This is a genomic window from Shewanella marina JCM 15074, assembly GCF_000614975.1.
GTDB lineage: Bacteria > Pseudomonadota > Gammaproteobacteria > Enterobacterales > Shewanellaceae > Shewanella > Shewanella marina.
In genome coordinates, this window is sequence record NZ_BALM01000011.1 from 112,451 (window position 1) to 135,471 (window position 23,021).

The following is a 23,021-nucleotide window of genomic DNA, read 5'->3' on the forward strand; positions in this document are numbered from 1 at the left end:
TAGTCTTTATCATAGCCCGCTTGAATGAGTTCGGTAGATTAAATCTTGATTAATATTAATGACACAAGAGTTCTTTCGCATTGGCCAAGGTGTTGGCGGTAATGGTATCACCCCCTAATAAGCGTGCTAACTCTTCAACTCGTTGTTGCTCTGTTAGTGGTGTCATTGATGTTTCTGTTTGACCGGCCTTGGCTTTTTTACTGACAAACATATGCTGATGGCCATTACCTGCAACTTGTGGCAAGTGGGTTACACACATTACCTGAGTTGATTCTCCTAAACTGCGTAGCATTCTACCGACTACTGCCGCGGTTGGGCCAGAAATACCAACATCGACTTCATCAAATATTAAGGTTGGCGTGGCTACTTTTTTAGCGGTAATGACTTGTATACCTAGACCAATACGTGAAAGCTCACCGCCAGAGGCAACTTTTGCGATTGGTTGTAGTGGTTGACCCGGGTTAGTGGTCACCATAAATTCAATATGATCACAGCCATTACTGCTCATGATCTCTGGCTGAAAATCCACTTGTATTTCAAATTTACCCTTTGGCATATTCAATTCGTGGATTGATTGCGTCACCAACTTATCAAGCGCTTTTGCATAACGGGCACGGCTCTGGCTGAGCTTTTGAGCATGGTTAACATAATCCGCTTTGGCCAAGGTTAATTGCTCATCAATTTCATCTAATGCTTGTTCATCATTATCTAGCTCTGCTAACTCTTGTGCGAGCATTTGATGATGTTCCGCCAGTTTTTCCGGCATCACATGATGCTTACGTGCTAGCTGCATACATTGAGTTAAGCGATTATCTAAATATTCATAATGCTCAGGATCCAGCTCTAACTTGCTTAAATAATGCTGTAACTCACTGGCACTTTCTTGTACTTGAATAAGTGCTTCATTCAGCATTTGGCCAATATTGCTTAGGCTATCGTCATACTGTTGTAAGTTATCTGCGTGACTCAGCGCACGATTAAGCATAGAGACAATATTGACTTCATCATCTTGTAAGATATTTAGGCCTTGCTGGCATTCATCAATCAGTTCGGTGCCATTAGCTAAACGCTTATGCTCTTGTTCTATCTCTTCAAATTCACCTAGCTTGAGATCAAATTCATTCAATTCTTCAACTTGATAGCTGAGTAACTGTTTACGTGCAATACGTTCTTGGCGCGACTGTTTTAATCGTTTTAAAGTCAGTTCAACTTGCTTGTAGCGGTTATAACTGGCATTGACATTATCGAGCAGCATATGATGGTTTGCATAACTATCAAGCAAGGTTAGTTGATGCTCATTTTTTAACATTGCATGGTGCGCATGTTGGCCATGAATACCAACCAGTAGTTGACCGATATGTTTTTGTTGGCTTAACGGTACAGGATTGCCATTGATATAAGCGCGAGAACGACCATCTGTGCTGATAGTACGACGTAAAATACACTCGTTATCGTGGTCTAAATCATTATCTTCTAACCAACGTTTTGCTTGTGGAATATCATCTAACATAAAGCGTGCACTGACTTCGGCTTTACTCGCGCCAGGGCGAACACTGGCTGCATCAGCACGATTGCCTAAGCATAACCCCAGCGCATCAATAGCAATTGATTTACCCGCTCCTGTTTCACCGGTAATGGTTGTCATTCCTGCACGGAAGTCTAATTCTAAAAAACGTACAATCGCAAAGTTATTAATATTTAGTTGGCAAAGCATAATGGGTCCTGTTTAAAAACTCATCAAGTACTGTATTGATAAACAGTATATACTGATTTTATATACAGTAAAGTGTTATACATCAATTTATCACTCAGTTTGGGGTGTAAACGCATAAATTTTTAGCGATTAGGTAACATTTAGGAACATATTTTTTGTTTTCAGGTATCCCTAAATAAGTCCACTTGCTGGTTGCACCTAATTAAAATGGAATGCCATTCTTACATAGGCACACCTAGTGTTGGACTTGCTTAAGTGTTCCGAAAATAGCAACTTCAGCTAGTTTGGAGATATAATGTAACTAACATCTTAAGCATATTTGAAATGCTATGGTGATAGGAATATAACCAATGAATGAAAATTTAGCCTCTGAGTTGCAACTTATATACGTGTTTGTGCATTTAGTTAATGCTGGTAGTTTTTCGCAAGCTGCTAAAACAATGGGTATGCCTATTGCAACGGTTAGCCGTAAACTTGCCAAGTTAGAAGAAACATTAGATAAGCAATTGTTGATGCGTAGTACGCGCAAACTAAGGTTAACAGAAGAAGGCTTAGCATTATTTAAACGCTATCAATCACTGATCAGTCAGTTTGATGAGTTGTGTGGTCACAGTCCTGAAAAACCGGAAGGTACTTTACGGATTGCCGCTCCTGTTTCCATTGTTTCTATGGTGTTTATTGAAGCATTGAATGAGTTTGGTCGTCGTTACCCTGATATTAAATTACATATTGCGCAAAGTAATCAGACTGTCGATTTAATTGACAAAGCAGTAGATGTTGCAATTGTGGGGGGCAGCCAGCCAGACTCTTCATGGGTATCAAGTACGCTTGGGGTACTTGAATATGGGCTTTATGCCTCACCTGCCTATCTTCAGCAAGCTGAAATGCTAACTCATCCTAAGCAGTTACGTGACCATCAATTAATTAAGGTGTGGCCATTATATAATTGGTTATTGAAACATACTGATGGTGAGTCATTTTATTATGATGGCCCTGCTAAGTTAACCTTGAGCGATCTCAATGGCGCAATTGCAGCTTGTAAAGATAATGGCGGTATTCTTTATGGGCCAAAATTGTTTGCTAAGCAGGAGTTAAAACAAGGAAGCTTAATCCCTGTTTTGCCGAGTTGGCAGGGTGAGAAAAGACGTATATCAATTCTTTATCATCAACGTAGTCAGCAACCTTTAAAAGTACGTTTATTTATTGATTTTATGTTGGAACAGTCCGCTAATTTATTCAATATAAATTGATTTTGAATAAAAAAACCGATGCATTGGCATCGGTTTTTTTATGGGCAAAGAAGCAAGTTATTCTTCTTGCATGCTAATGCCGATGTTTGACACACCTGACATTACGATCTCTTTGCGTAAGCCTTTAACTAACTCAGGCGTGATTTTTGGATTTTCTTCAATAATATCCAATAATGCATTTTGAAGCTCTTTTTCTTCTTGCATCACTTCGTGCGCAAAAATATAGTCATCTAAAGCATCGCCTGTTAAATCAACATCGATAATGGCTTCAATATAGTTAGCTACAGTGCTTGAAGACAGCTTACTGATGTTAACAATATCATCTTCAATCTTACTCTGCATCGCGCCTAGTAAAGTTGATAAGGCAACTACTGCGTCCATTGCTGGGTAGACACCATAAGCTTCAAACTCACTTGGCTCTGGGGTATTCTCTTCAAGCTTTTGTAGTTGTGAATCTAGATTGATTTTAAGCTTGTGGTCATACATTGACTGCCATAACAGGTTAAGTACAGTATCAAGCACTTGTGGATCACCAAATTCACATACTTGCGAGAACAATTGGTAATTTGGGTACATACGTTGGCAAAGTGCGATTGCAAAAAGTTTCTTTTGCGGCAGTTCTAGTGCTTTCACGCGCTTAAAAAATCCGGGTTTCTTGGTCATCTAGTAAATCCGTTGATAACTGTGAAATAAGTTGAGTTGCTGCTGATTCTACCTTAGTTAGCTCATCAAGTAACTCAAGTATTTCAGGTTCTAACTCTGCGACAGATAAATTATGTTTTAAATTGGACTCAATTGCTTGGCAGAGTTGCTGGGTGGCGGGTACACCGCAGTAGCAACTGGCACCATGTAATTTATGAATAATCCGTTGCATGTTGGTTTTGTCTTGCTGATCGAGTGCTAATTCTATCTCTTCTGTGGTTGCTGGAATCGAGTCAATTAACATTTGTAGCATTTCGATCGCCAAATCAGTTTTATTATTGGCTTGTTGTAAGCATAGCCCCCAATTGAGTGTGCGTGGGTCAAAATGAGTAAATTGTGGTTTGCTGACCCAGTGGTTGAGCATATTCTTTAAATCATTTTCAATAATAGGTTTTGGTAAATAATCGTCCATACCACTGCGGCTTATTTTTTCTCTTTCCTCAGCCAGTGCATGGGCGGTAACTGCAATAATTGGCGTGTGTCGATTCAGCGAATCTTGTCTTATTTGCTGCGTCGCGGAAATTCCGTCAACGCCGGGCATTTGGATATCCATAAAAATAATATCGAAATGGTGCTGTCTAGCTTGTTCAATTGCCTGTTCACCACTATTGACCGATGTCACATTGGTCACGCTCTCTTTTAATAGCGTATCAATCAGTTTTAAATTAGCGGGATTATCATCAACAGCGAGGGCGTTTAATGTTAAGCGCGCAATAGGTGCTGCTTCAGTGACCTGATTATTCAGCTTAGGCTTAGCCGCAGGCATAAGCATCATTCTTATTAGACTATTTTCAGCAACTGGGGCATTGAGTACACCATTACAATGTGGGTGCACATATTGATGTTGATAGTTATGGTCATGAAAATCACATATCGCCAATAGTACTTTGCTCTTTTTAGCTAAACGCTGTAATTGCCTACTCAGTTGTTGGCCGTCACGTTGCTTATTGCAGCTCATAATTGCAAAATCATATTGTTGATTATTGGCCAGTTCTGTATGTAATTGTTCGGGAGTCTCTATTGCCGTAATTTCTAGTTTTAAACGGCTTAACTGAGCGGTAATCAGATTGCGGCTGAGTAATTTTGGTTCATATACAATAACTGTTTTGGACGCTAATTCATCAACCACAACAGGGCCTGCTAGTGGGAAGTTGCTGATATTAATTGGTAAGGTAAACCAAAATGTCGAACCTTGTCCCATCACCGAACTAAAACCAATTTTACCGCCCATTTGATTGAGTAATCGCTTAGTAATAATGAGCCCAAGCCCAGTACCACCAAAACGACGTGAAATTGATGAGTCAGCTTGACCAAATGCTTGGAATAGTACTTCTTGATGGCTTTTATCAATACCAATCCCTGTATCTTTAACTTCACCTCGTAGAATAATCTGATCGTGGGTCGCTGATATTTTTTCGATTTTTAATTGAATGCTGCCAGAGTCAGTAAATTTAATGGCATTACCCACTAAATTGGTGATGACTTGATTGACGCGTATGGCATCACCGCTAAGGTGATCAGGTATTTCTGGTGCAATGTCGACAATCAGTTCCAGTTGTTTTTCATAAGCACTGGCTGACATTAAGCTGAGCGCATCATCAATATTATCTCGCAGTGAAAATGAGATATTCTCCAGTACCATTTTACCTGCTTCTAGTTTTGAAAAGTCTAGAATGTCGTTGATGATACTAAGTAAATTAGTCGCACTGCGCTCAATGGTTTTAATGTAATCGAGCTGACTTTCATGCAGCGGTGTTTTAATCAATTGTCTTGCAAAACCGATAACACCATTGAGTGGTGTACGCAGTTCATGTGACATGTTAGCTAAAAATTCAGATTTTATTCGGCTTGCTTCTAGGGCTCTTTTCTTGGCTAAATCCAACTCTACGTTTTGGATCTCAATTTGCTCTAAGGTTTCGCGCAGATCTGAGGTTGCTTGGTCAATATTTTGCTGCATTTCATCATGGTATTCTGACAAGGAACTGGCCATATCGTTAATACCACGTTTAAGGAGATCCAGTTCGCCTATTAAATTCCCCTTTAAGCGGGTGTCTAGTTTACCTTCTCGGATTTTTGCAACCACTCGAACCATATCGGAAATAGGTTGGGTTACGTTTTTAACCAATCTAAAGGTAAATAGTAGGTTAAGTTGTACGCCAATAAGTACAATGATAAAGGCTGCTACGGCGGCTCTATGTTGCTCTAATAGTGCCCGCTCTTTATTGATTACCATGGCAATATAGCCAAGCCGCGCCTGACGACTGTTTAGATCCATATTAGGCGAGAGCGATAAGGTGGTATAGATAGGTGAACGTAAAATAAGCTTATCGCCCACATGTTCAAATTCAGTATTATGAAGTTCTGTAAGGGGGGTTGCTAACATCAGTTCTTCAAGGTTTCGGTGCGAGTGTGAAGTCACAAATAACTGATTTTTATTGTCGAAAATAGCTATCGATTTCACCAAGGAAGACCGATGTAATTGGGCTGAGGCTAATAATCTTTTAGTCGCTTCTCGATTGTTATCGACTAAACTGATTTCACTGGCAATAGCAAGTGGTTCAATAAAGTTTTTTCCCTGTTCTAGCAAGCTATCTTCAAGCTCATAAAAACGATTTATGGTAAAATAGCCGCCAAGTAAGATACCGACTAGTATCGTCGGCGCAAGGGCAAGCACTAACACCCATGAACGTAAGCTGTATTTGGTCATGTTATTGCTGGTGCTTTTGCGGTTCATGATAGCGATTAAGTTCCTAGCATATTTTTTAGAGATATAAGTCATAGACTGCCAGAAACTGGCGAGTCGGTGTTAGTTAATTATTAAAATAGAGACCTCCATGGCACAATTTTTTAAAGCACAACCCAATAAATCGAAACAGTTGTCGAGCAAGGTTAATTTATCAGTCACGCAATTGGATCATTTAGGTGCTGGTATTGCTCAGCATCAGGGCAAAGTGGTATTTATTGCCGGCGCCTTGCCTGGAGAAACTGTATTAGCGCAGCTAGTTGAACAGAAAAAAACCTATGCTAAAGCAAAATTAATTAAGATTGAAACGGCGAGCGAATTACGTCAGCAACCCGATTGTCCACATTACCAACAATGTGGTGGTTGTGATTTGCAACATTTGCAACTCGATGCTCAACGTGAATACAAGCAACAAACATTAACGCAGCTAATGGCTAAATTCAGTGGTTGTGAACTTGATACTATGCAAACATCGATTGCTGAACAAGCGTGGCAGTATCGTCGTCGTGCACGTTTAGCGATTTGGTTTGATAAGCAAAGCCGTCAATTAACGGTAGGTTTTCGTGGTAAAAACTCAACTAAAGTGATCAGTATTAGACAATGTCCAGTACTACCTGATTCATTGTCAAAACTGATTGCCCCTTTTGGACAAGTGCTTGGTCAATTATCAGATAAGAGCTTGCTTGGGCATTTAGAACTGTTTGAGGTTGAAAGCGGTAAAGTTGCTGTTTTACGTATTACTAAAGCCCTTAAAAACAAAGATAAACAGCTATTAATTGACTTTGCTAAACTGCAACAAGTTGAATTATTGCTACAAGATAATGAAGGACAATGTAGCGCAATTGAAGGTGAGTTTAGCCTTCCTTATTATCAACTTGAGAAGCAGCTCAAACTTCAGTTTAAGCCGGGGAACTTTATCCAAGTTAATGGCTCTGTAAATCAACAAATGGTTAAGCAAGCATTAACTTGGTTAGATGTTCAGCCACAAGATACGGTACTTGATCTATTTTGTGGTGTAGGTAATTTTAGTTTGCCATTAGCACAGCATGTAAAGCAGGTGATTGGTGTTGAGGGCGTGGTTGAAATGGTTGCGCAAGCGACGGCCAATGCTAAGGCAAATAATATTACTAATGCGGCTTTTTATCATGCGGATTTGAGTGCGGATTTAAGTGGTGAGGCTTGGTTGCAGAAAGTTGATAAGTTGCTACTTGATCCCGCTCGTGCTGGTGCTTATGAATCTTTAGCTTGGCTTAAAAAGATGCAACCGAAAAAGGTCTTATATGTGTCTTGTAATCCTGCCAGCTTAGCTCGTGATAGCGCAGAATTATTCGCACAAGGATATCAGCTTAAACGTCTTGGTTTAGTGGATATGTTCCCACAGACGCATCACATTGAAGCTATGGCATTATTTGAATTAAAGTAAAAACTGATTAAAAATGAGTTTTATTCAGTAATAAATCGATTTGGTTGATAGTTCTATATTAATATTTCATCATTATTCAAGATATAGGTGATATCGTTTGACAATTTAATGGCAAACTACAGAATAGGATTTGAGAGAGAGAACTTCGTTGTAATGTTAAGGAAAAACACCCATGGTATCAGTTAGAGAAGCACATTTTAATGATCCCGATTTCCATTTGGATGAATGGGTAAATCGTTACGTCAGTGATACCGATGAAGCATTAATGCTATTACAGTTAATGCAACAAATCGACGCGATGGAATTTGATCATCCAGAAGATCGCCGTGCATTTATTGAGCGCGCGCGTGAGATGATTGAGATTTTAGCGCCACTCAATATGGACATTGAGACCCTGCAGGCATCAGTGCTGTTTTTGGCGATTGAAGCTGGGGTAATTACACACGATAACTTAGAAGAAAACTTTGGTGCTGAACTGACTGCGCTGGTAGACAGCGTGGTAACCATGAATGGTATTAGTAGTTTAAGCCTAGATAAGCAGGCGCGTGCAACTGAGCCGCAAATTGATACCATCAGACGTATGCTGTTGGCTATGGTTGAAGATGTGCGCGCTGTTGTGATTAAGCTTGCAGAGCGAGTTTGCTTATTGCGTATTGTTAAAAACGCAGATGAAGCAACACGAGTTGCGTTAGCAAGAGAAATTGCAGATATCTATGCCCCACTGGCGAACCGACTTGGTATTGGTCAATTAAAGTGGGAATTAGAAGATATTTCATTCCGCTATTTACACCCTGATACCTACAAAGAAATTGCAAAGCAGTTAGATGGTAAGCGACTTGATCGCGAAGTGTTTATTGATAACTTTGTGACAGAGTTACAACAACGTTTAGATGCTGACCAAATTCGAGCAAAAGTCTATGGTCGACCTAAACATATTTATAGTATCTGGCGCAAAATGAAAGGCAAGTCGCTGAAGTTTGATGAGCTTTTTGATGTGCGCGCAGTGCGTATTGTGACTGAACGTCTGCAAGACTGTTATGGTGCTTTAGGTGTGGTACATACCATGTGGCATCATATTCCGCGCGAGTTTGATGATTATGTTGCAAACCCGAAACCCAATGGTTATCAATCTATCCATACGGTTGTTGTTGGCCCAGAAGGGAAAACGGTTGAAATTCAGATCCGTACCCAAGAGATGCATGATGATGCTGAACTGGGGGTTGCCGCACACTGGAAATATAAAGAAGGTAACCTTTCTGGTAAGCAAAGCGGTTACGAAGAAAAAATTAATTGGCTGCGTAAGATTTTACAGTGGCAAGAAGATGTGGCTGAAAGCGGTAATTTGGTTGAAGAGATCCGTAGTCAGGTATTTGAAGATCGCGTTTATGTCTTTACCCCAACCGGTGAAGTCGTTGATTTGCCATTAGGTTCAACGGTACTTGATTTTGCTTACTATATTCACTCGCAAGTCGGACATCGTTGTATTGGTGCTAAAGTGGATGGTCGTATTGTGCCATTTACCTACCAAGTGGAAACGGGTGAGCGCATTGAGATTATTACTGCAAAACAAGCGAACCCTAAACGAGATTGGATTAACCCGAGTATGGGCTATATCAAATCATCTCGTGCCCGCTCTAAAATTTTGCATTGGTTTAAGCAACAAGATAAAGAGAAAAATATTCCATTGGGACGGGAGATGCTTGAAGTTGAGTTAACCAAGCTCAATCTTAAGCTAAAAGATGCCAATTCAGCGGTTGAACGCTTTAACTTGCAATCAATGGATGATTTATTAGCTGCGGTAGGCGCGGGTGATTTAAAGCTTAATCAGGTGGTTAACTATGTGCAGTCACACCTACGCCTTGATGAGCAGACTGAAGCTGAAGTACTTGAAGATTTAGTTAAAAAGACCCAAGCCAAGCAGGCATTGAAGTCTCGTAGTCAGGTTGAGGTTAATGGTGTTGGTAACTTATTAAGTCACATTGCTAAGTGCTGTCGCCCTGTGCCAGGTGATGAAATTTTTGGTTTTATTACCAAAGGTCGTGGTATTTCAGTACATCGTGCTGATTGTGAACAGGTTAAAGAGTTAACCAGAGTACATCCTGAACGTGCTGTTGACGTTATTTGGGGCGATGACTATGGTGGTGGCTTTAAAATTCGGGTTCGGATTATTGCTAATGATCGTAATGGTTTGTTGAAAGATATTACCACCATACTTGCAACCGAAAAGTCAGGAGTACAGTCAATGAATACTGCGACTGATACTAAAACTCAAACTGCGACTGTCGATTTGGAGTTAGAACTGTCTAATTTAGATGTGTTAGCCAGAGTTTTGACCAAGCTAAATCAGTTAAATGGTGTTATTCAGGCGCAACGTTATTAATGACTATGCAAGTAACTAGTGATATTCAAACATTACTCAATATTATGGCCAAACTTAGAGATCCTAAGTCTGGCTGTGATTGGGATTTAGCACAAAACTTTGGTTCTATTGTGCCCTTTACATTGGAAGAGGCCTATGAAGTTGCAGATGCTATTGAGCGAGCTGATTGGCAAGCATTGCCTTCTGAGTTAGGTGATTTACTGTTTCAAGTCGTATTTTATTGCCAACTTGCGCAAGAGCAGGGCATGTTTGATTTTGGTACGGTAGTGGAACGTATCTCTAATAAGTTAATTAGTCGTCATCCGCATGTCTTTGTTGATTCAAGCAAGCCCTTATCAAGCAAGGAGTTAAAGCTGCAATGGGAAACGCTTAAGTCAACTGAGCGTGCCGAGCAGCAACAATACTCGCTATTAGATGATATTCCTCAAGCGATGCCAGCATTATCGCGTTCGATGAAGATCCAAAAGCGAGTTGCGCAAGTGGGCTTTGATTGGGATGAATTGCCGCCCGTAGTCGCTAAAGTCTATGAAGAGATTGATGAAGTGATGGAGGAGGTCAATATGCCTGCTCGTTCATCGACTCGAATTACAGAGGAAGTTGGCGATCTATTATTTGCTGTGGTTAACATGGCGCGGCATTTAGGTGTTGAGCCTGAACAAGCGTTGCGACAAGCAAATAGTAAATTTGAGCGACGTTTTCGTGGTGTTGAAGCATTAGCGGCTACACAGCAAAAGCCGATGCAACAGCACACTTTGGACGAATTAGAGCTATACTGGCAACAAGTGAAATCTGCTGAAATCAAATAATATTGTTCACCTTGCTAAATGTGATTGGTATAACAAGTTATAAGATGAATATCAGTTAAAATTAAATAAGCGTTGATTCATCAGCTTAATATGGATTTTTAATGAAATTTGGCGGAATTTTACATTTAATGTGAAATCTTATTTGTCGAAGCGGGCTTACTTTGGTAGACTGTCGCCCCGTCCTAGTGCTTTATTACGAGCACATTTTTCAAACTCATTTTCTCAGGTTCAACATGACTACAAGGTATATCTTCGTTACTGGTGGAGTTGTTTCTTCACTAGGTAAAGGCATTGCAGCAGCATCACTAGCTGCAATTTTAGAGGCTCGCGGCTTAAATGTAACTATCATGAAGCTGGATCCTTATATTAACGTTGATCCGGGTACTATGAGTCCGACTCAGCATGGTGAAGTATTCGTGACCGAAGACGGCGCTGAAACGGATCTTGACTTAGGTCACTATGAGCGTTTCATCCGTACTAAGATGAACCGTCGTAATAACTTTACGACTGGTCGTATTTACGAAGAAGTATTACGTAAAGAGCGTCGTGGTGATTATTTAGGTGCAACCATTCAGGTTATTCCTCATATTACTAACGCAATCAAAGAGAAAGTGCTGGCGGGCGGCGAAGGTCATGATGTATGTATCGTTGAAATTGGCGGTACGGTAGGTGATATCGAATCACTACCATTCTTAGAGTCTATTCGCCAATTAGGTGTTGAGTTAGGCCGTGAGCGTACTTTGTTTATGCATTTAACATTAGTACCTTTCTTAGGCGCAGCTGGTGAAGTTAAAACTAAACCAACTCAGCATTCTGTTAAAGAATTACGCTCAATTGGTATTGCGCCAGACATTCTTATTTGTCGTGGTGATCGTGCAATTCCATCTAACGAAAAAGCAAAGATCTCATTATTCTGTAATGTTGAAGAACGCGCTGTTATTTCATTAAAAGATGTTGATAGCATCTATAAGATCCCTGCGTTACTACGTTCACAAGGTCTAGATGAAATCGTAGTTAAGCGTTTCAACATTGATTGTGCTGAAGCAGACTTATCTGAGTGGGAAAATGTAATTTACCAAGAAGCGAATCCAAACGCTGAAGTGACCATTGGTATGGTGGGTAAATATATTGAACTACCAGATGCATATAAGTCTGTAAACGAAGCATTAAAGCACGCAGGTTTAAAGAACCGCGTATCTGTGAACATCAAGTATATTGATTCACAAACAGTTGAAGCTAAAGGTGAAGAAGTTCTTCAAGGCTTAGACGGTATCTTAGTCCCAGGTGGTTTCGGTGAGCGTGGTGTAGAAGGTAAGATCCTTGCTGCAAAATTTGCTCGTGAAAATAACCTACCATACTTCGGTATCTGTTTAGGTATGCAAGTTGCGCTAATCGAATTTGCGCGTAACGTAGCTAACTTAGCTGGCGCACATTCTTCTGAATTCAAGCCTGGTTGTGAGCATCCAGTAATTGGTCTTATCACTGAGTGGATCAATGAAGAAGGTGATGTTGAGCAACGTGATGCAGCATCAGACTTAGGTGGTACTATGCGTTTAGGCGCACAGCTTTGTCATCTAGTTGATGGTACTAAGGCGGCATTAGCATACGGTTCTGAAACTTGTGTTGAACGTCACCGTCACCGTTATGAAGTAAACAACAACTATATTGAGCGCTTACAACAAGCCGGTTTAGTATTTAGTGGTTTATCAGCTGACCGTAAGTTGGTTGAGATGATTGAGCTACCAAATCACCCTTGGTTTGTTGCTGGTCAGTTCCATCCTGAGTTTACATCAACTCCTCGTGATGGACATCCATTGTTTGAAGGCTTTGTAGCCGCAGCAATGGCGCATCAAAAGCGTGAAGTTAAATAATTGAATACTGAGGCCGGATCCGTGAGGATGCGGCCTTATTTTTTGTAAGTCTAAGTTTGTCGAAAGAGTTTGAGTTTTACATTTAACTTTTATTTTTAAATCGAGGGCATTATGGCTAAGATTATTAACGTCATTGGTCGTGAGATCATGGATTCTCGCGGAAACCCAACCGTAGAAGCTGAAGTACATTTAGACAGCGGTTTTGTCGGCATGGCTGCTGCACCATCTGGTGCATCAACTGGTAGCCGTGAAGCATTAGAACTGCGTGATGGTGACAAAGCTCGCTACATGGGTAAAGGTGTATTGACGGCAGTTGCAAATATTAACGGACCAATCCGTGATGCAGTTATCGGTCAAGATGCAACTGAGCAAGCCCAATTAGATCAAATTATGATTGATCTTGATGGTACCGAAAACAAAGATAAGCTAGGTGCTAACGCAATTCTAGCTGTATCACTTGCAGCAGCAAAAGCAGCCGCAGCTCATAAACGTATGCCTTTATACGCACATATTGCGGAATTAAATGGCACTGCGGGTCAGTACTCTATGCCTGTTCCTATGATGAACATTCTAAATGGCGGCGAGCATGCTGATAATAACGTTGATATCCAAGAGTTCATGATCCAACCAATCGGTGCGCCTAACTTCCGTGAAGCGCTGCGTATGGGTTCTGAAATCTTCCATACACTTAAGAAAGTATTAAGTGCAAAGGGTTTAAGTACTTCTGTAGGTGATGAAGGTGGTTTCGCTCCAAACCTTTCTTCAAATGCTGAAGCACTTGCTGTGATCAAGAATGCAGTAGAGCAAGCGGGTTATATTCTAGGTAAAGATGTGTCTTTAGCACTAGATTGCGCAGCTTCTGAATTCTATAAAGATGGTAAGTATGATCTTGCTGGTGAAGGTAAAGTGTTCACTGCCAACGAATTCTCTGATTTCCTAAAATCATTAGCTGAAGAATACCCAATTCTTTCTATTGAAGATGGCTTAGATGAATCTGATTGGGATGGTTGGGCATATCAAACTGAAATCATGGGCGACAAGCTACAGCTAGTCGGTGATGATCTGTTTGTAACTAACACTAAGATTTTCAAGCGTGGTATTGATAATAACATCGCGAACTCTATCTTAATCAAGCTAAACCAAATCGGTTCTTTAACTGAGACTTTAGCAGCTATTCGCATGGCGAAAGACGCAGGTTATACTGTTGTGATTTCACACCGTAGCGGTGAAACTGAAGATTCAACAATTGCTGATTTAGCCGTTGGTACTTGTGCAGGTCAAATCAAAACGGGTTCATTATGCCGTTCTGACCGTGTTGCGAAATACAACCAATTACTTCGTATTGAAGAGCAGTTAGGTGACAATGTACCTTACCGCGGTCGTATTGAGTTGAAAGGCCAAGCATAAAAATTAGCTTTTCCGTTAAAAGGCCACCACTAGGTGGCCTTTTTTGTTGTATGATCGTAGCAATTTTACTTAAACGATAACCAGACGCTGATTATGAAACGTTTCTTGTTTGTATTACTGCTATTACTTGGTGTAATGCAGCATCGACTATGGTTCGGTGAGAATAGTCTGCCTGAGTATTTTAATTTGTCTCATCAAATTCAATTGCAGCAACAAAATAATGGCCAGTTGGTTGCTCGTAATCAGGTACTCAAAGAAGAGATCACTGATTTAAGAAGCGGTACTGGTGCATTGGCTGAGCGTGCTCGTAATGAACTGGGTATGGTTAAAAAAGGTGAAACTTTTTATCGTGTTGTAGAACCGGTCAAGTAATGGAGTTTAATGTGAGTAAGCAAGCTGTTGTTGCTATCGTGCCCGCTGCTGGCATTGGTGCGCGTATGCAGGCAGACAAACCTAAACAATATTTATTGTTAGGTGAGCAGTCCATTTTAGCGCACACCTTAGATACCTTATTGAGTCATCCGCAAGTGGATCAAGTGATTGTCGCTTTGCATCCTGAAGATCAATTTTTTGCAAGCTTAACTCAAGCTAAGCATCCTAAATTAATTACAGTGATTGGTGGTGGTCAACGAGCTGATTCAGTATTAGCGGCGATGAATCAATGTGCCGATAATGCTTGGGCTATGGTGCATGATGCGGCGAGGCCCTGTTTAACCCATAGCGATATTGATAAATTGCTGGCAGCAAGAGAGCAATTTCCGCAAGGAGCCATCTTAGCAAGCCCGGTACGTGATACGATGAAGCGAGCATCTACAGATGGTGTGATTGACCATACCGTTTGTCGAGAGCAATTATGGCACGCATTGACACCACAGCTGTTTCCGGCGGCCAAGTTGCGCCAAAACTTATTAAATGGTTTAGCGAATGGTGCAACGATTACTGATGAAGCATCGGCGATGGAATGGGCGGGTGAGCACCCAGGATTAGTGAGTGGGCGTAGTGATAACATTAAAGTGACACACCCAGATGATTTAGCACTTGCTCAGCTGTTTTTATCGCAAATACACAATAAATAGGAAGTCTGATGAATATACGTATTGGTCATGGGTTTGATGTGCATAAATTTGGCGGTAATAAACCGTTAATGCTTGGCGGAATTGAAGTTGCCTATGATATGGGATTGATTGCCCATTCTGATGGTGATGTTGTATTACACGCTGTGACAGATGCTATTCTTGGTGCAATGGCATTAGGAGATATTGGTAAGCATTTTCCTGATACCGATAGCGAATTTGAAGGTGCTGATAGTCGTCAATTATTGAAGCATTGTTATCAGTTAGCTACTCAAAAAGGCTTTGTAATTGGTAATTTAGATGTCACCATTATTGCACAAGCACCAAAGATGTTGCCTTATATTAGTGCTATGCGTGAATGCATTGCGCTAGATTTGGCGACAGATATTGACAATATTAATGTCAAAGCGACAACGACAGAAAAGCTTGGCTTTACTGGTCGTAAAGAAGGTATCGCTGTTGAGTCAGTCGTACTAATGATTAAGTCAGCGTAACCAAAATTACGTTTAATATATAGAAAATACCATGAATTCATTACATTATCTTTTTGAACAACCTACGGCTACAGCCGATCTTCGTACTCATAATAGCGATTTTATCGTGAAGGAGATTTTGCCATTTTTACCGACAGGTGAAGGCGAACATCACCTATTACATGTACGTAAAGATGGTCTTAATACCGTTCAAGTCGCTGAGATGTTAGCTAAATTTGCTAAGGTACATCCAAAAGAGGTGACTTACGCAGGTCAGAAAGATAAAAATGCGGTCACTGAACAGTGGTTCGGCATCCGTATTCCAGGCAAAGAAACACCAGATTGGATGAGTTTAAATAGCGATCAATTGACCATTATGACCGCATCTCGTCATACTAAAAAATTACGTATTGGTGCTTTAGTGGGTAACCGTTTTGAGCTAACACTACGTAATGTCAGCGATATGGATCAACTGCTTGCCCGATTAGAAAAAATTGCAGTAACAGGTGTACCTAACTATTTTGGTGAACAGCGCTTTGGGCATGACGGTAAAAACCTAGTATTTGGCCGCCAAATGTTTGAAGGCCGTAAAGTTAAAGACCGTAATAAGCGCAGCATGTATTTATCAGCCGTGCGCTCTAACTTATTTAACCAAGTGGTTTCATATCGTTTAGCACAGTATGGTGTAGCTACGATCACTGGCGACTGTGTCATGTTAGCGGGTAGCAAAAGCTATTTTGTCGCTGAGCAGTGGGATGATGCGTTAAATAAGCGTTTAGCAGAACATGATATTCAATTATCTGCACCTATGTGGGGTCGTGGTTTACCATTAGCACAAGCAGATGCTGCAATGATGGAAGCTAAAGCAATTGAAGATTTAGCAGCAGATTGCAATGGTTTAGAAATGGCTGGTTTAGATCAAGAGCGCCGCCCATTACTGTTAATTCCGCAAGGGTTAAAGCACCGTGTTGAAGGTGATGTTATTACTGTTGAGTTTATGCTGCCAGCTGGTAGTTTTGCGACTTCAGTATTGCGTGAATTGGTTAATTATGAAGACGTGCAAGAACGTTTATTTAAAGAGCGCCGCGCTCAACAGTTAGCTGAGCAATCACAAGCATAATGAAGATATTACTTAGCAATGATGATGGTGTTTTAGCACCAGGAATTAATATACTGGCACAAACATTATCTGAATTTGCTGAGGTAATGATGATTGCACCTGACCGCAACTGTTCAGGTGCAAGTACCGCGCTAACGTTAATTAATCCTGTCCGTATGCAGCATTTATCTGAGCTTCAGATTGCTTGTAGTGGTACTCCTGCTGATTGTGTCCATATCGGTGTTCGAGAATTATATCAACCTGATCTTGTTATATCGGGTATCAATGCTGGTGCTAATTTAGGGGATGATACTTTATATTCTGGTACGGTAGGCGCTGCAATAGAAGGGCGTTTTTTAGGGTTACCAGCAATTGCTGTTTCATTAGTGGGTAAGCAACACTATCAAACGGCAGCAGTATATACCTTGAAAATAGTGAATGCGCTCAATTCTATACCGTTAGATAGCAATCAGATTTTAAATATAAATGTTCCAGATTTGCCATTAGCGCAAATTAAAGGGATAAAGGTTACTCGATTAGGCGTGAGAAAGCCTGCTGCTGATATTATTTGCCAGCAAGATCCTGCTGGCAGGGATATTTATTGGTTAGGGGCATTAGGTCAACCAGATGATCGCAATGATGATACCGATTTTGCTGCGATTGCGGCAGGGTATGTTTCTATCACACCATTAACGGTTGATTTAACGGCATATAAAAAAATAACACCATTACAAGAGTGGGTAGCACATTTATGAGATTCATCTCTACTGCGGCAGCTAAAAACTTAACAGATAAGCTTAGACAAGCAGGTATTGCTAATGAGCAGGTGTTAAACGTTATAGCTAATACGCCTAGAGAATTATTTGTAGATGACGCCCTTGCGCATAAAGCTTATGAAAATACGGCATTACCGATAGGTTTAGGTCAAACCATTTCACAGCCATATATTGTTGCTCGAATGACCGAAATTTTATTGCAAAAGCCAGCTTATAAAGTATTAGAAATAGGTACAGGTTCTGGTTATCAAGCCGCAATACTCGCGCCACTGGTTGAACAACTATTTACGGTTGAGCGAATCAAAGCGTTACAAATTAAAGCACGAATGCGCTTAAAGCGTCTTGATTTGCATAATATTGCTTATAAGTATGCCGATGGTTGGCAAGGATGGGCTAATAGAGGCCCATTTGATGCATTATCGTTACTGCTGCCGCTAAAGAGATACCGCAGGCATTGTTGCTACAATTGCAAGATGGTGGCCGTTTGATTATTCCTGTTGGTGAACTGCAGCAGCAATTATTATGTGTTGAACGTAGCCAAGATCAATTTTTCTCAACCGTGATTGAAGCTGTTAAATTTGTGCCATTAGTGAATGGCGGTCTAGCTTAAGGGTTTTTAATTTCGATGCTGTTGATGATTGTAGAGAAGTGCCGTTAATGAATAGATTAAGCATTGTATTTATTATGCTGTTGCTTATCAGTGGTTGTAGTTTTCAAGCGACTCGTCCTGCGCCAGTGGTGAGCTTATCTAATGATCTGCAACCAAGTATTGGCAAAGGGAGTATTCGAACCAGCCAGTATCGAGTCCAAAAAGGTGACACTTTATATTCAATTGCTTGGGGCGCAGATAAGAATTTCCAAGAAGTCGCACGATTGAATGATTTAAAAGAGCCATATACTATTTACCCTGGTCAGTTACTGAGTCTTTCGTATAAAAAAACGCCAAATAAGCCATCAACTGGTACTACATCTCAGCCCCCTAAAAAGAAAGTAGATAAAAAACAAAGTACTACCAATATTAGACCAAAGTCTAACAGTCAAAAACCACTTGAACCCAAAGATAAAGCTCAGTATTCTGAAGTTAAGCAACAATCTGTAAACAAAGTTAACCAAAGTGCATCAACCGATCAAACGGTAAAACAATGGTACTGGCCGGCGAAAGGTCGAGTTATCGGATACTTCTCAGCAACAGAACAAGGCCGAAATGGCATCAAAATTGCTGGTAAACGTGGTGAGCCGATAACAGCTGCTGCTGCAGGACGTGTTGTTTATGCTGGTAGTGCATTAAGAGGTTACGGTAACTTGGTTATTATTAAACATAACGATGATTACCTCAGCGCTTATGCACATGCTGAAAAGATTACAGTAAAAGAGAAGCAGTTTGTTAAAGCTGGCCAAATGGTTGCTACGATGGGAAGTTCAGGGACGAATAAAGTGATGTTACATTTTGAAATCCGTTACCACGGGAAGTCGGTAAATCCCCTCAATTTTTTACCTAAGCACTAATTGTGTTTAGTCGCCAATTTGGCATCAGTGTCGGTTAAGACGTGATTTTATCTGCTAAATTTGGGAGACGTTTATGGTACAGAAATCTAATAGTTCATCAGCACTATCAGAATATCCAGTTGACGCCGTAAAAACTGGGCATGCTAAAAAAACAACTGCATCTGAACAAGAGAATAATTCAGAGTTAGAACAACAGACTCAAACTGATATCCAGAAAAACCTAGATGCGACACAGCTCTATTTGAGTGAAATTGGCTTCTCGCCACTGCTAAGTGCGGAAGAAGAAGTCTTTTTTTCTCGTAAAGCATTAAAAGGTTGTGAAAAATCACGTAATCGCATGATTGAAAGCAATTTGCGACTTGTTGTTAAAATTGCGAGGCGTTATAACAATCGTGGTCTGGCCTTACTCGATTTAATTGAAGAAGGTAACCTAGGTCTGATCCGTGCGGTAGAAAAATTTGATCCTGAAAAAGGGTTTAGATTTTCAACCTATGCAACTTGGTGGATTCGACAGACGATTGAACGTGCCATTATGAATCAAACCCGTACGATTCGTTTGCCTATTCATGTGGTCAAAGAGTTAAATGTATATTTGCGTACTGCTCGTGAATTAGCTCATAAGTTAGATCATGAGCCTACAGCAGAAGAAATTGCAGATAAACTCGACTTACCAAGCAGTGATGTCAGCAAAATGCTTAAGTTGAATGAGCGTATTACTTCTGTTGATACACCGTTAGGTGGTGAGAATGATAAAGCACTACTCGATGTGATTGCTGATGATGATCAAGTAGGACCAGATCACAAAGTGCAAACAGATGATATTTCAGAGTCTGTAGTAAAATGGCTAAATGAACTCAATGTAAAACAACGAGAAGTATTAGTTCGCCGTTTTGGTTTGATGGGGTATGAGCCATCAACCTTAGAAGATGTAGGTACTGAAATCGGTTTAACACGAGAACGAGTGAGACAAATACAAGTAGAAGCATTACGCCGTTTACGTGATTTACTCAGCGAGCAAGGTTTGTCAGTAGAAGCATTATTTAAATCATAGTCTTTACTCGGTACTAGAGATTAAAAAGCACATCCTTAGATGTGCTTTTTGTTTTTAATACTACTGATTTAATTGTTTTAAGCGATAAATTAAATCCAATGCCTGACGTGGGCTTAACTCATCAGGCTTAACATTATCTAATTCTAGTGCAACCATTGAACGTTCCGGTTCTGCTAGGCTTAGACTTTGCTGGATAGGCATCGCATCACTGCGCACATCACGCTGTTCCAATTGTTGTAATTTTCGTTTTGCTGCTTTTATCACTGTACTCGGTACACCAGCCAGCGCAGCTACTTGCAAACCATAGCTCTTGCTTGCTGCACCTTCTTGTACCGCGTGCATAAAGGCGATAGTGTCATCATGTTCAATGGCATCTAAATGGACATTATGCACATTATCAAGTAATTCAGGCAGGCTTGTTAATTCAAAGTAATGAGTAGCAAATAAGGTCATCGCCTTCACTTTCTTAGCGAGATACTCTGCCGCAGACCATGCTAGTGATAAACCATCATAGGTTGATGTACCACGACCAATTTCATCCATTAATACCAAACTATTGGCGCTGGCATTGTGCAAAATATTGGCGGTTTCAGTCATTTCGACCATAAAGGTTGAACGGCCAGAAGCTAAATCATCTGATGCACCAATTCGGGTGAATATACGATCAATTGGACCAATAACAGCTTGAGTCGCTGGTACAAAACAGCCAATATGTGCCATGAGCGTGATTAATGCCGTTTGACGCATATAGGTAGATTTACCGCCCATGTTTGGGCCTGTAACAATTAGCATTTTACGCTGGTTATTAAGATTAACCGGATTGGCGATAAACGGTGATTGGCTCACTTGTTCAACAACTGGGTGACGACCTTCAGTAATATTGATACCTGATTGCGTCGTTAATTGCGGGCATTGATAGTTAAGCACTTCAGCACGTTCTGCAAAGTTGCTGAGGACATCTAATTCCGCAGCAGCTTGAGCAAAGAGCTGTAATAGGTGTAATTTAGGTAAAATAAGATCGAATAACTCTTCCCACAGTTTCTTTTCTAGTGCTAATGCACGCCCTTGGCTAGAAAGTACTTTTTCTTCGTGTTCTTTTAATTCTGGGGTGATGTAGCGTTCCGTGTTTTTAAGGGTTTGACGACGCTGGTAACTTAATGGCACATCATCAGACTCACGGCGACTCACTTCAATGTAGTAGCCATGTACACGGTTGTAACCTACTTTTAGCGTTGATAAACCTGTTTGTGCTTTTTCTCTTGCTTCCATTTCTGCAAGATAATCCGTTGCACCATCACTTAAATGACGCCATTCATCTAGTTCACTGTTATAACCATTACGGATCACACCACCATCACGGATTAATACCGGAGGATTATCAATAATTGCACGTTCTAGTAATTGGTGTTCTTCTGGGAATTCACCTAATTTAACGGCCAGATCTTGTAAATATTGGCATTGAGTTTGGCTGAGTAATTGCTGTATTTCAGGCAATAGTGCTAACGCTTGGCGTAAGCGGGCAAAGTCTCTTGGTCTAGCACTTCTTATGGCAAGACGCGCCATAATACGTTCAACATCGCCTAAGGCTTTAAGTTGTTCATGTAAGGCTTCAAAATCACCTGAACTCAAGAGCGTTTGTACCGCCTGTTGGCGTGCAATAATCTTGTTGTGATCGGTTAATGGCTGATGGATCCAACGCTGTAGCATACGACTGCCCATTGGCGTAGCCGTATTATCGATTACTGCTGCAAGGGTGTTTTCACGGCCACCACTTAAATTGATGGTTAACTCTAAGTTACGGCGAGTTGCGGCATCTAATACAATACTGTCAGTTTGGTTAATGCGAATAATAGAATTAATATGTGGCAGCGCTGTACGTTGGGTATCTTTGACGTACTGCATTAAACAGCCGGCAGCTTGCAGTGCAAGGCGTGCATCACCGATACCAAAACCGTGTAAATCTTTAGTACCAAACTGAGCTAATAACAGATGTATAGAAGTGTCGTAGTCAAACTCCCATTCAGGGCGACGACGCTTACCTTTGCAGTGTTCGATTAGGCTGAGCTCTGCGAAATCTTCGCTATATAGGAGTTCAACTGTTGGTACGTTGTAATTCTGCTTCTAATGCTTCTTGTGTTTCAAGCTCGCAAATAACAAAGCGACCAGAAGCAACATCAAGTGTCGCATAACCATAGCCGATTTTTCCTTGATAAACTGCGGCTAACAGATTGTCTTGACGCTCTTGTAATAAAGCCTCATCGGTTAAGGTACCTGGCGTCACAATACGGACAACCTTACGTTCAACTGGTCCCTTTGAGGTGGCTGGGTCGCCAATTTGCTCGCAGATTGCTACCGATTGACCAATCTGAACTAACTTTGCCAAATAGCCTTCAACAGCATGGTAAGGAATACCTGCCATTGGAATAGGATCGCCGCCACTTTTACCTCGTGCAGTGAGCGAAATACCTAACATTTCAGATGCTTTTTTAGCGTCATCATGAAACAGTTCATAAAAGTCACCCATACGATAAAATAGCAACATATCAGGGTGTGCTGCTTTCATGGTTAGGTATTGACGCATCATCGGCGTATGTTTTTCTAAATTCGAGATATCAGTCATAGTGTCTATTAAGTCTGCTCAATAATAATAAACGACAGGGTATGTCGTGAGGCAATGCAGCAGATTCTACCCTATTTAGTTGTCATTATCTGCATTAGAACAATTGAAGTAATCTGAATTCTGTAAC

At 40.8% G+C, this 23,021-nt stretch carries 16 protein-coding genes and 2 pseudogenes; 14 read left to right on the forward strand and 4 right to left on the reverse strand.

The features are described from left to right. Window positions 1-55: 55 nt before the first annotated feature. The gene (recN, locus tag JCM15074_RS10380) at window positions 56-1,714 is read right to left on the reverse strand and encodes a DNA repair protein RecN (RefSeq protein ID WP_025821145.1); all 1,659 of its coding nucleotides are present in this window, start codon (window positions 1,712-1,714) and stop codon (window positions 56-58) included. A 350-nt stretch (window positions 1,715-2,064) separates the two neighbouring features. On the opposite strand from recN, the gene JCM15074_RS10385 reads away from it, so the two are divergent. Then, a complete protein-coding gene (locus tag JCM15074_RS10385; RefSeq protein WP_025821146.1) occupies window positions 2,065-2,964 on the forward strand; it encodes a LysR family transcriptional regulator in 900 nt (299 codons plus the stop codon). A 57-nt stretch (window positions 2,965-3,021) separates the two neighbouring features. On the opposite strand, the gene JCM15074_RS10390 is transcribed toward JCM15074_RS10385, so the two are convergent. After that, complete coding sequence (locus JCM15074_RS10390; RefSeq protein WP_025821147.1) at window positions 3,022-3,627, reverse strand: YjaG family protein; 606 nt, start codon at window positions 3,625-3,627, stop codon at window positions 3,022-3,024. After that, entirely contained in the window at window positions 3,602-6,400 is a 2,799-nt protein-coding gene (barA, locus tag JCM15074_RS10395; RefSeq protein WP_025821148.1) for a two-component sensor histidine kinase BarA, read from the reverse strand. Before barA ends, JCM15074_RS10390 begins: the two co-directional genes overlap by 26 nt. Window positions 6,401-6,500: 100 nt before the next feature. Here barA and rlmD point away from each other — a divergent pair, with 100 nt between their 5' ends. From rlmD to rpoS, 13 genes and pseudogenes are all read left to right on the forward strand, one after another. Next, the gene (gene rlmD / locus JCM15074_RS10400) at window positions 6,501-7,832 is read left to right on the forward strand and encodes a 23S rRNA (uracil(1939)-C(5))-methyltransferase RlmD (protein WP_025821149.1); all 1,332 of its coding nucleotides are present in this window, start codon (window positions 6,501-6,503) and stop codon (window positions 7,830-7,832) included. A gap of 172 nt (window positions 7,833-8,004) precedes the next feature. Beyond that, complete coding sequence (gene relA, locus JCM15074_RS10405) at window positions 8,005-10,212, forward strand: GTP diphosphokinase (RefSeq protein WP_025821150.1); 2,208 nt, start codon at window positions 8,005-8,007, stop codon at window positions 10,210-10,212. Next, window positions 10,212-11,018, forward strand: coding sequence for a nucleoside triphosphate pyrophosphohydrolase (mazG, locus tag JCM15074_RS10410; RefSeq protein ID WP_025821151.1), 807 nt, complete (start codon window positions 10,212-10,214; stop codon window positions 11,016-11,018). The genes relA and mazG overlap by 1 nt, the downstream gene beginning before the upstream one ends. A 233-nt stretch (window positions 11,019-11,251) precedes the next feature. Beyond that, window positions 11,252-12,889 carry a CTP synthase gene (pyrG, locus tag JCM15074_RS10415; protein WP_025821152.1) on the forward strand — a complete coding sequence of 546 codons (1,638 nt, stop codon included), beginning with the start codon at window positions 11,252-11,254 and terminating at the stop codon, window positions 12,887-12,889. Between the two features lie 111 nt (window positions 12,890-13,000). Continuing rightward, on the forward strand, window positions 13,001-14,296 hold the full coding sequence (gene eno / locus JCM15074_RS10420) for a phosphopyruvate hydratase (protein ID WP_025821153.1): 1,296 nt from the start codon (window positions 13,001-13,003) through the stop codon (window positions 14,294-14,296). A 93-nt stretch (window positions 14,297-14,389) separates the two neighbouring features. Beyond that, the gene (gene ftsB, locus JCM15074_RS10425; RefSeq protein ID WP_025821154.1) at window positions 14,390-14,668 is read left to right on the forward strand and encodes a cell division protein FtsB; all 279 of its coding nucleotides are present in this window, start codon (window positions 14,390-14,392) and stop codon (window positions 14,666-14,668) included. Next, window positions 14,668-15,372, forward strand: coding sequence for a 2-C-methyl-D-erythritol 4-phosphate cytidylyltransferase (gene ispD / locus JCM15074_RS10430; RefSeq protein WP_025821155.1), 705 nt, complete (start codon window positions 14,668-14,670; stop codon window positions 15,370-15,372). Before ftsB ends, ispD begins: the two co-directional genes overlap by 1 nt. Before the next feature lie 8 nt (window positions 15,373-15,380). Beyond that, on the forward strand, window positions 15,381-15,863 hold the full coding sequence (gene ispF, locus JCM15074_RS10435; protein ID WP_025821156.1) for a 2-C-methyl-D-erythritol 2,4-cyclodiphosphate synthase: 483 nt from the start codon (window positions 15,381-15,383) through the stop codon (window positions 15,861-15,863). A gap of 31 nt (window positions 15,864-15,894) precedes the next feature. After that, complete coding sequence (gene truD / locus JCM15074_RS10440; RefSeq protein WP_025821157.1) at window positions 15,895-16,962, forward strand: tRNA pseudouridine(13) synthase TruD; 1,068 nt, start codon at window positions 15,895-15,897, stop codon at window positions 16,960-16,962. Continuing rightward, on the forward strand, window positions 16,959-17,696 hold the full coding sequence (surE, locus tag JCM15074_RS10445; protein WP_025821158.1) for a 5'/3'-nucleotidase SurE: 738 nt from the start codon (window positions 16,959-16,961) through the stop codon (window positions 17,694-17,696). Before truD ends, surE begins: the two co-directional genes overlap by 4 nt. Beyond that, window positions 17,693-18,327 (forward strand): annotated as a pseudogene (locus JCM15074_RS21775) (protein-L-isoaspartate(D-aspartate) O-methyltransferase). The gene surE and the pseudogene JCM15074_RS21775 overlap by 4 nt, the downstream one beginning before the upstream one ends. Before the next feature lie 47 nt (window positions 18,328-18,374). Then, complete coding sequence (locus tag JCM15074_RS21780) at window positions 18,375-19,223, forward strand: peptidoglycan DD-metalloendopeptidase family protein (protein ID WP_037469553.1); 849 nt, start codon at window positions 18,375-18,377, stop codon at window positions 19,221-19,223. A 73-nt stretch (window positions 19,224-19,296) separates the two neighbouring features. Further along, window positions 19,297-20,274: an RNA polymerase sigma factor RpoS gene (gene rpoS / locus JCM15074_RS10465; protein ID WP_025821159.1), complete on the forward strand. Its 978-nt coding sequence runs from the start codon at window positions 19,297-19,299 to the stop codon at window positions 20,272-20,274. 60 nt (window positions 20,275-20,334) lie between these two features. On the opposite strand, the pseudogene mutS reads toward rpoS, so the two are convergent. After that, a pseudogene (gene mutS / locus JCM15074_RS21785) lies at window positions 20,335-22,894 on the reverse strand (DNA mismatch repair protein MutS). Window positions 22,895-23,021: the final 127 nt, after the last annotated feature.

Excerpts from the sequence above, each read along its gene's own strand:
- recN (WP_025821145.1), bottom strand. The coding sequence starts at position 1,714 with ATGCTTTGCCAACTAAATATTAATAACTTTGCGATTGTACGTTTTTTA.
- ftsB (WP_025821154.1), top strand. The coding sequence starts at position 14,390 with ATGAAACGTTTCTTGTTTGTATTACTGCTATTACTTGGTGTAATGCAG.
- JCM15074_RS10385 (WP_025821146.1), top strand. The coding sequence starts at position 2,065 with ATGAATGAAAATTTAGCCTCTGAGTTGCAACTTATATACGTGTTTGTG.
- mazG (WP_025821151.1), top strand. The coding sequence starts at position 10,212 with ATGACTATGCAAGTAACTAGTGATATTCAAACATTACTCAATATTATG.
- relA (WP_025821150.1), top strand. The coding sequence starts at position 8,005 with ATGGTATCAGTTAGAGAAGCACATTTTAATGATCCCGATTTCCATTTG.
- rpoS (WP_025821159.1), top strand. The coding sequence starts at position 19,297 with ATGGTACAGAAATCTAATAGTTCATCAGCACTATCAGAATATCCAGTT.
- ispF (WP_025821156.1), top strand. The coding sequence starts at position 15,381 with ATGAATATACGTATTGGTCATGGGTTTGATGTGCATAAATTTGGCGGT.
- barA (WP_025821148.1), bottom strand. The coding sequence starts at position 6,400 with ATGAACCGCAAAAGCACCAGCAATAACATGACCAAATACAGCTTACGT.
- truD (WP_025821157.1), top strand. The coding sequence starts at position 15,895 with ATGAATTCATTACATTATCTTTTTGAACAACCTACGGCTACAGCCGAT.
- pyrG (WP_025821152.1), top strand. The coding sequence starts at position 11,252 with ATGACTACAAGGTATATCTTCGTTACTGGTGGAGTTGTTTCTTCACTA.
- ispD (WP_025821155.1), top strand. The coding sequence starts at position 14,668 with ATGGAGTTTAATGTGAGTAAGCAAGCTGTTGTTGCTATCGTGCCCGCT.
- rlmD (WP_025821149.1), top strand. The coding sequence starts at position 6,501 with ATGGCACAATTTTTTAAAGCACAACCCAATAAATCGAAACAGTTGTCG.
- eno (WP_025821153.1), top strand. The coding sequence starts at position 13,001 with ATGGCTAAGATTATTAACGTCATTGGTCGTGAGATCATGGATTCTCGC.
- JCM15074_RS21780 (WP_037469553.1), top strand. The coding sequence starts at position 18,375 with ATGAATAGATTAAGCATTGTATTTATTATGCTGTTGCTTATCAGTGGT.
- JCM15074_RS10390 (WP_025821147.1), bottom strand. The coding sequence starts at position 3,627 with ATGACCAAGAAACCCGGATTTTTTAAGCGCGTGAAAGCACTAGAACTG.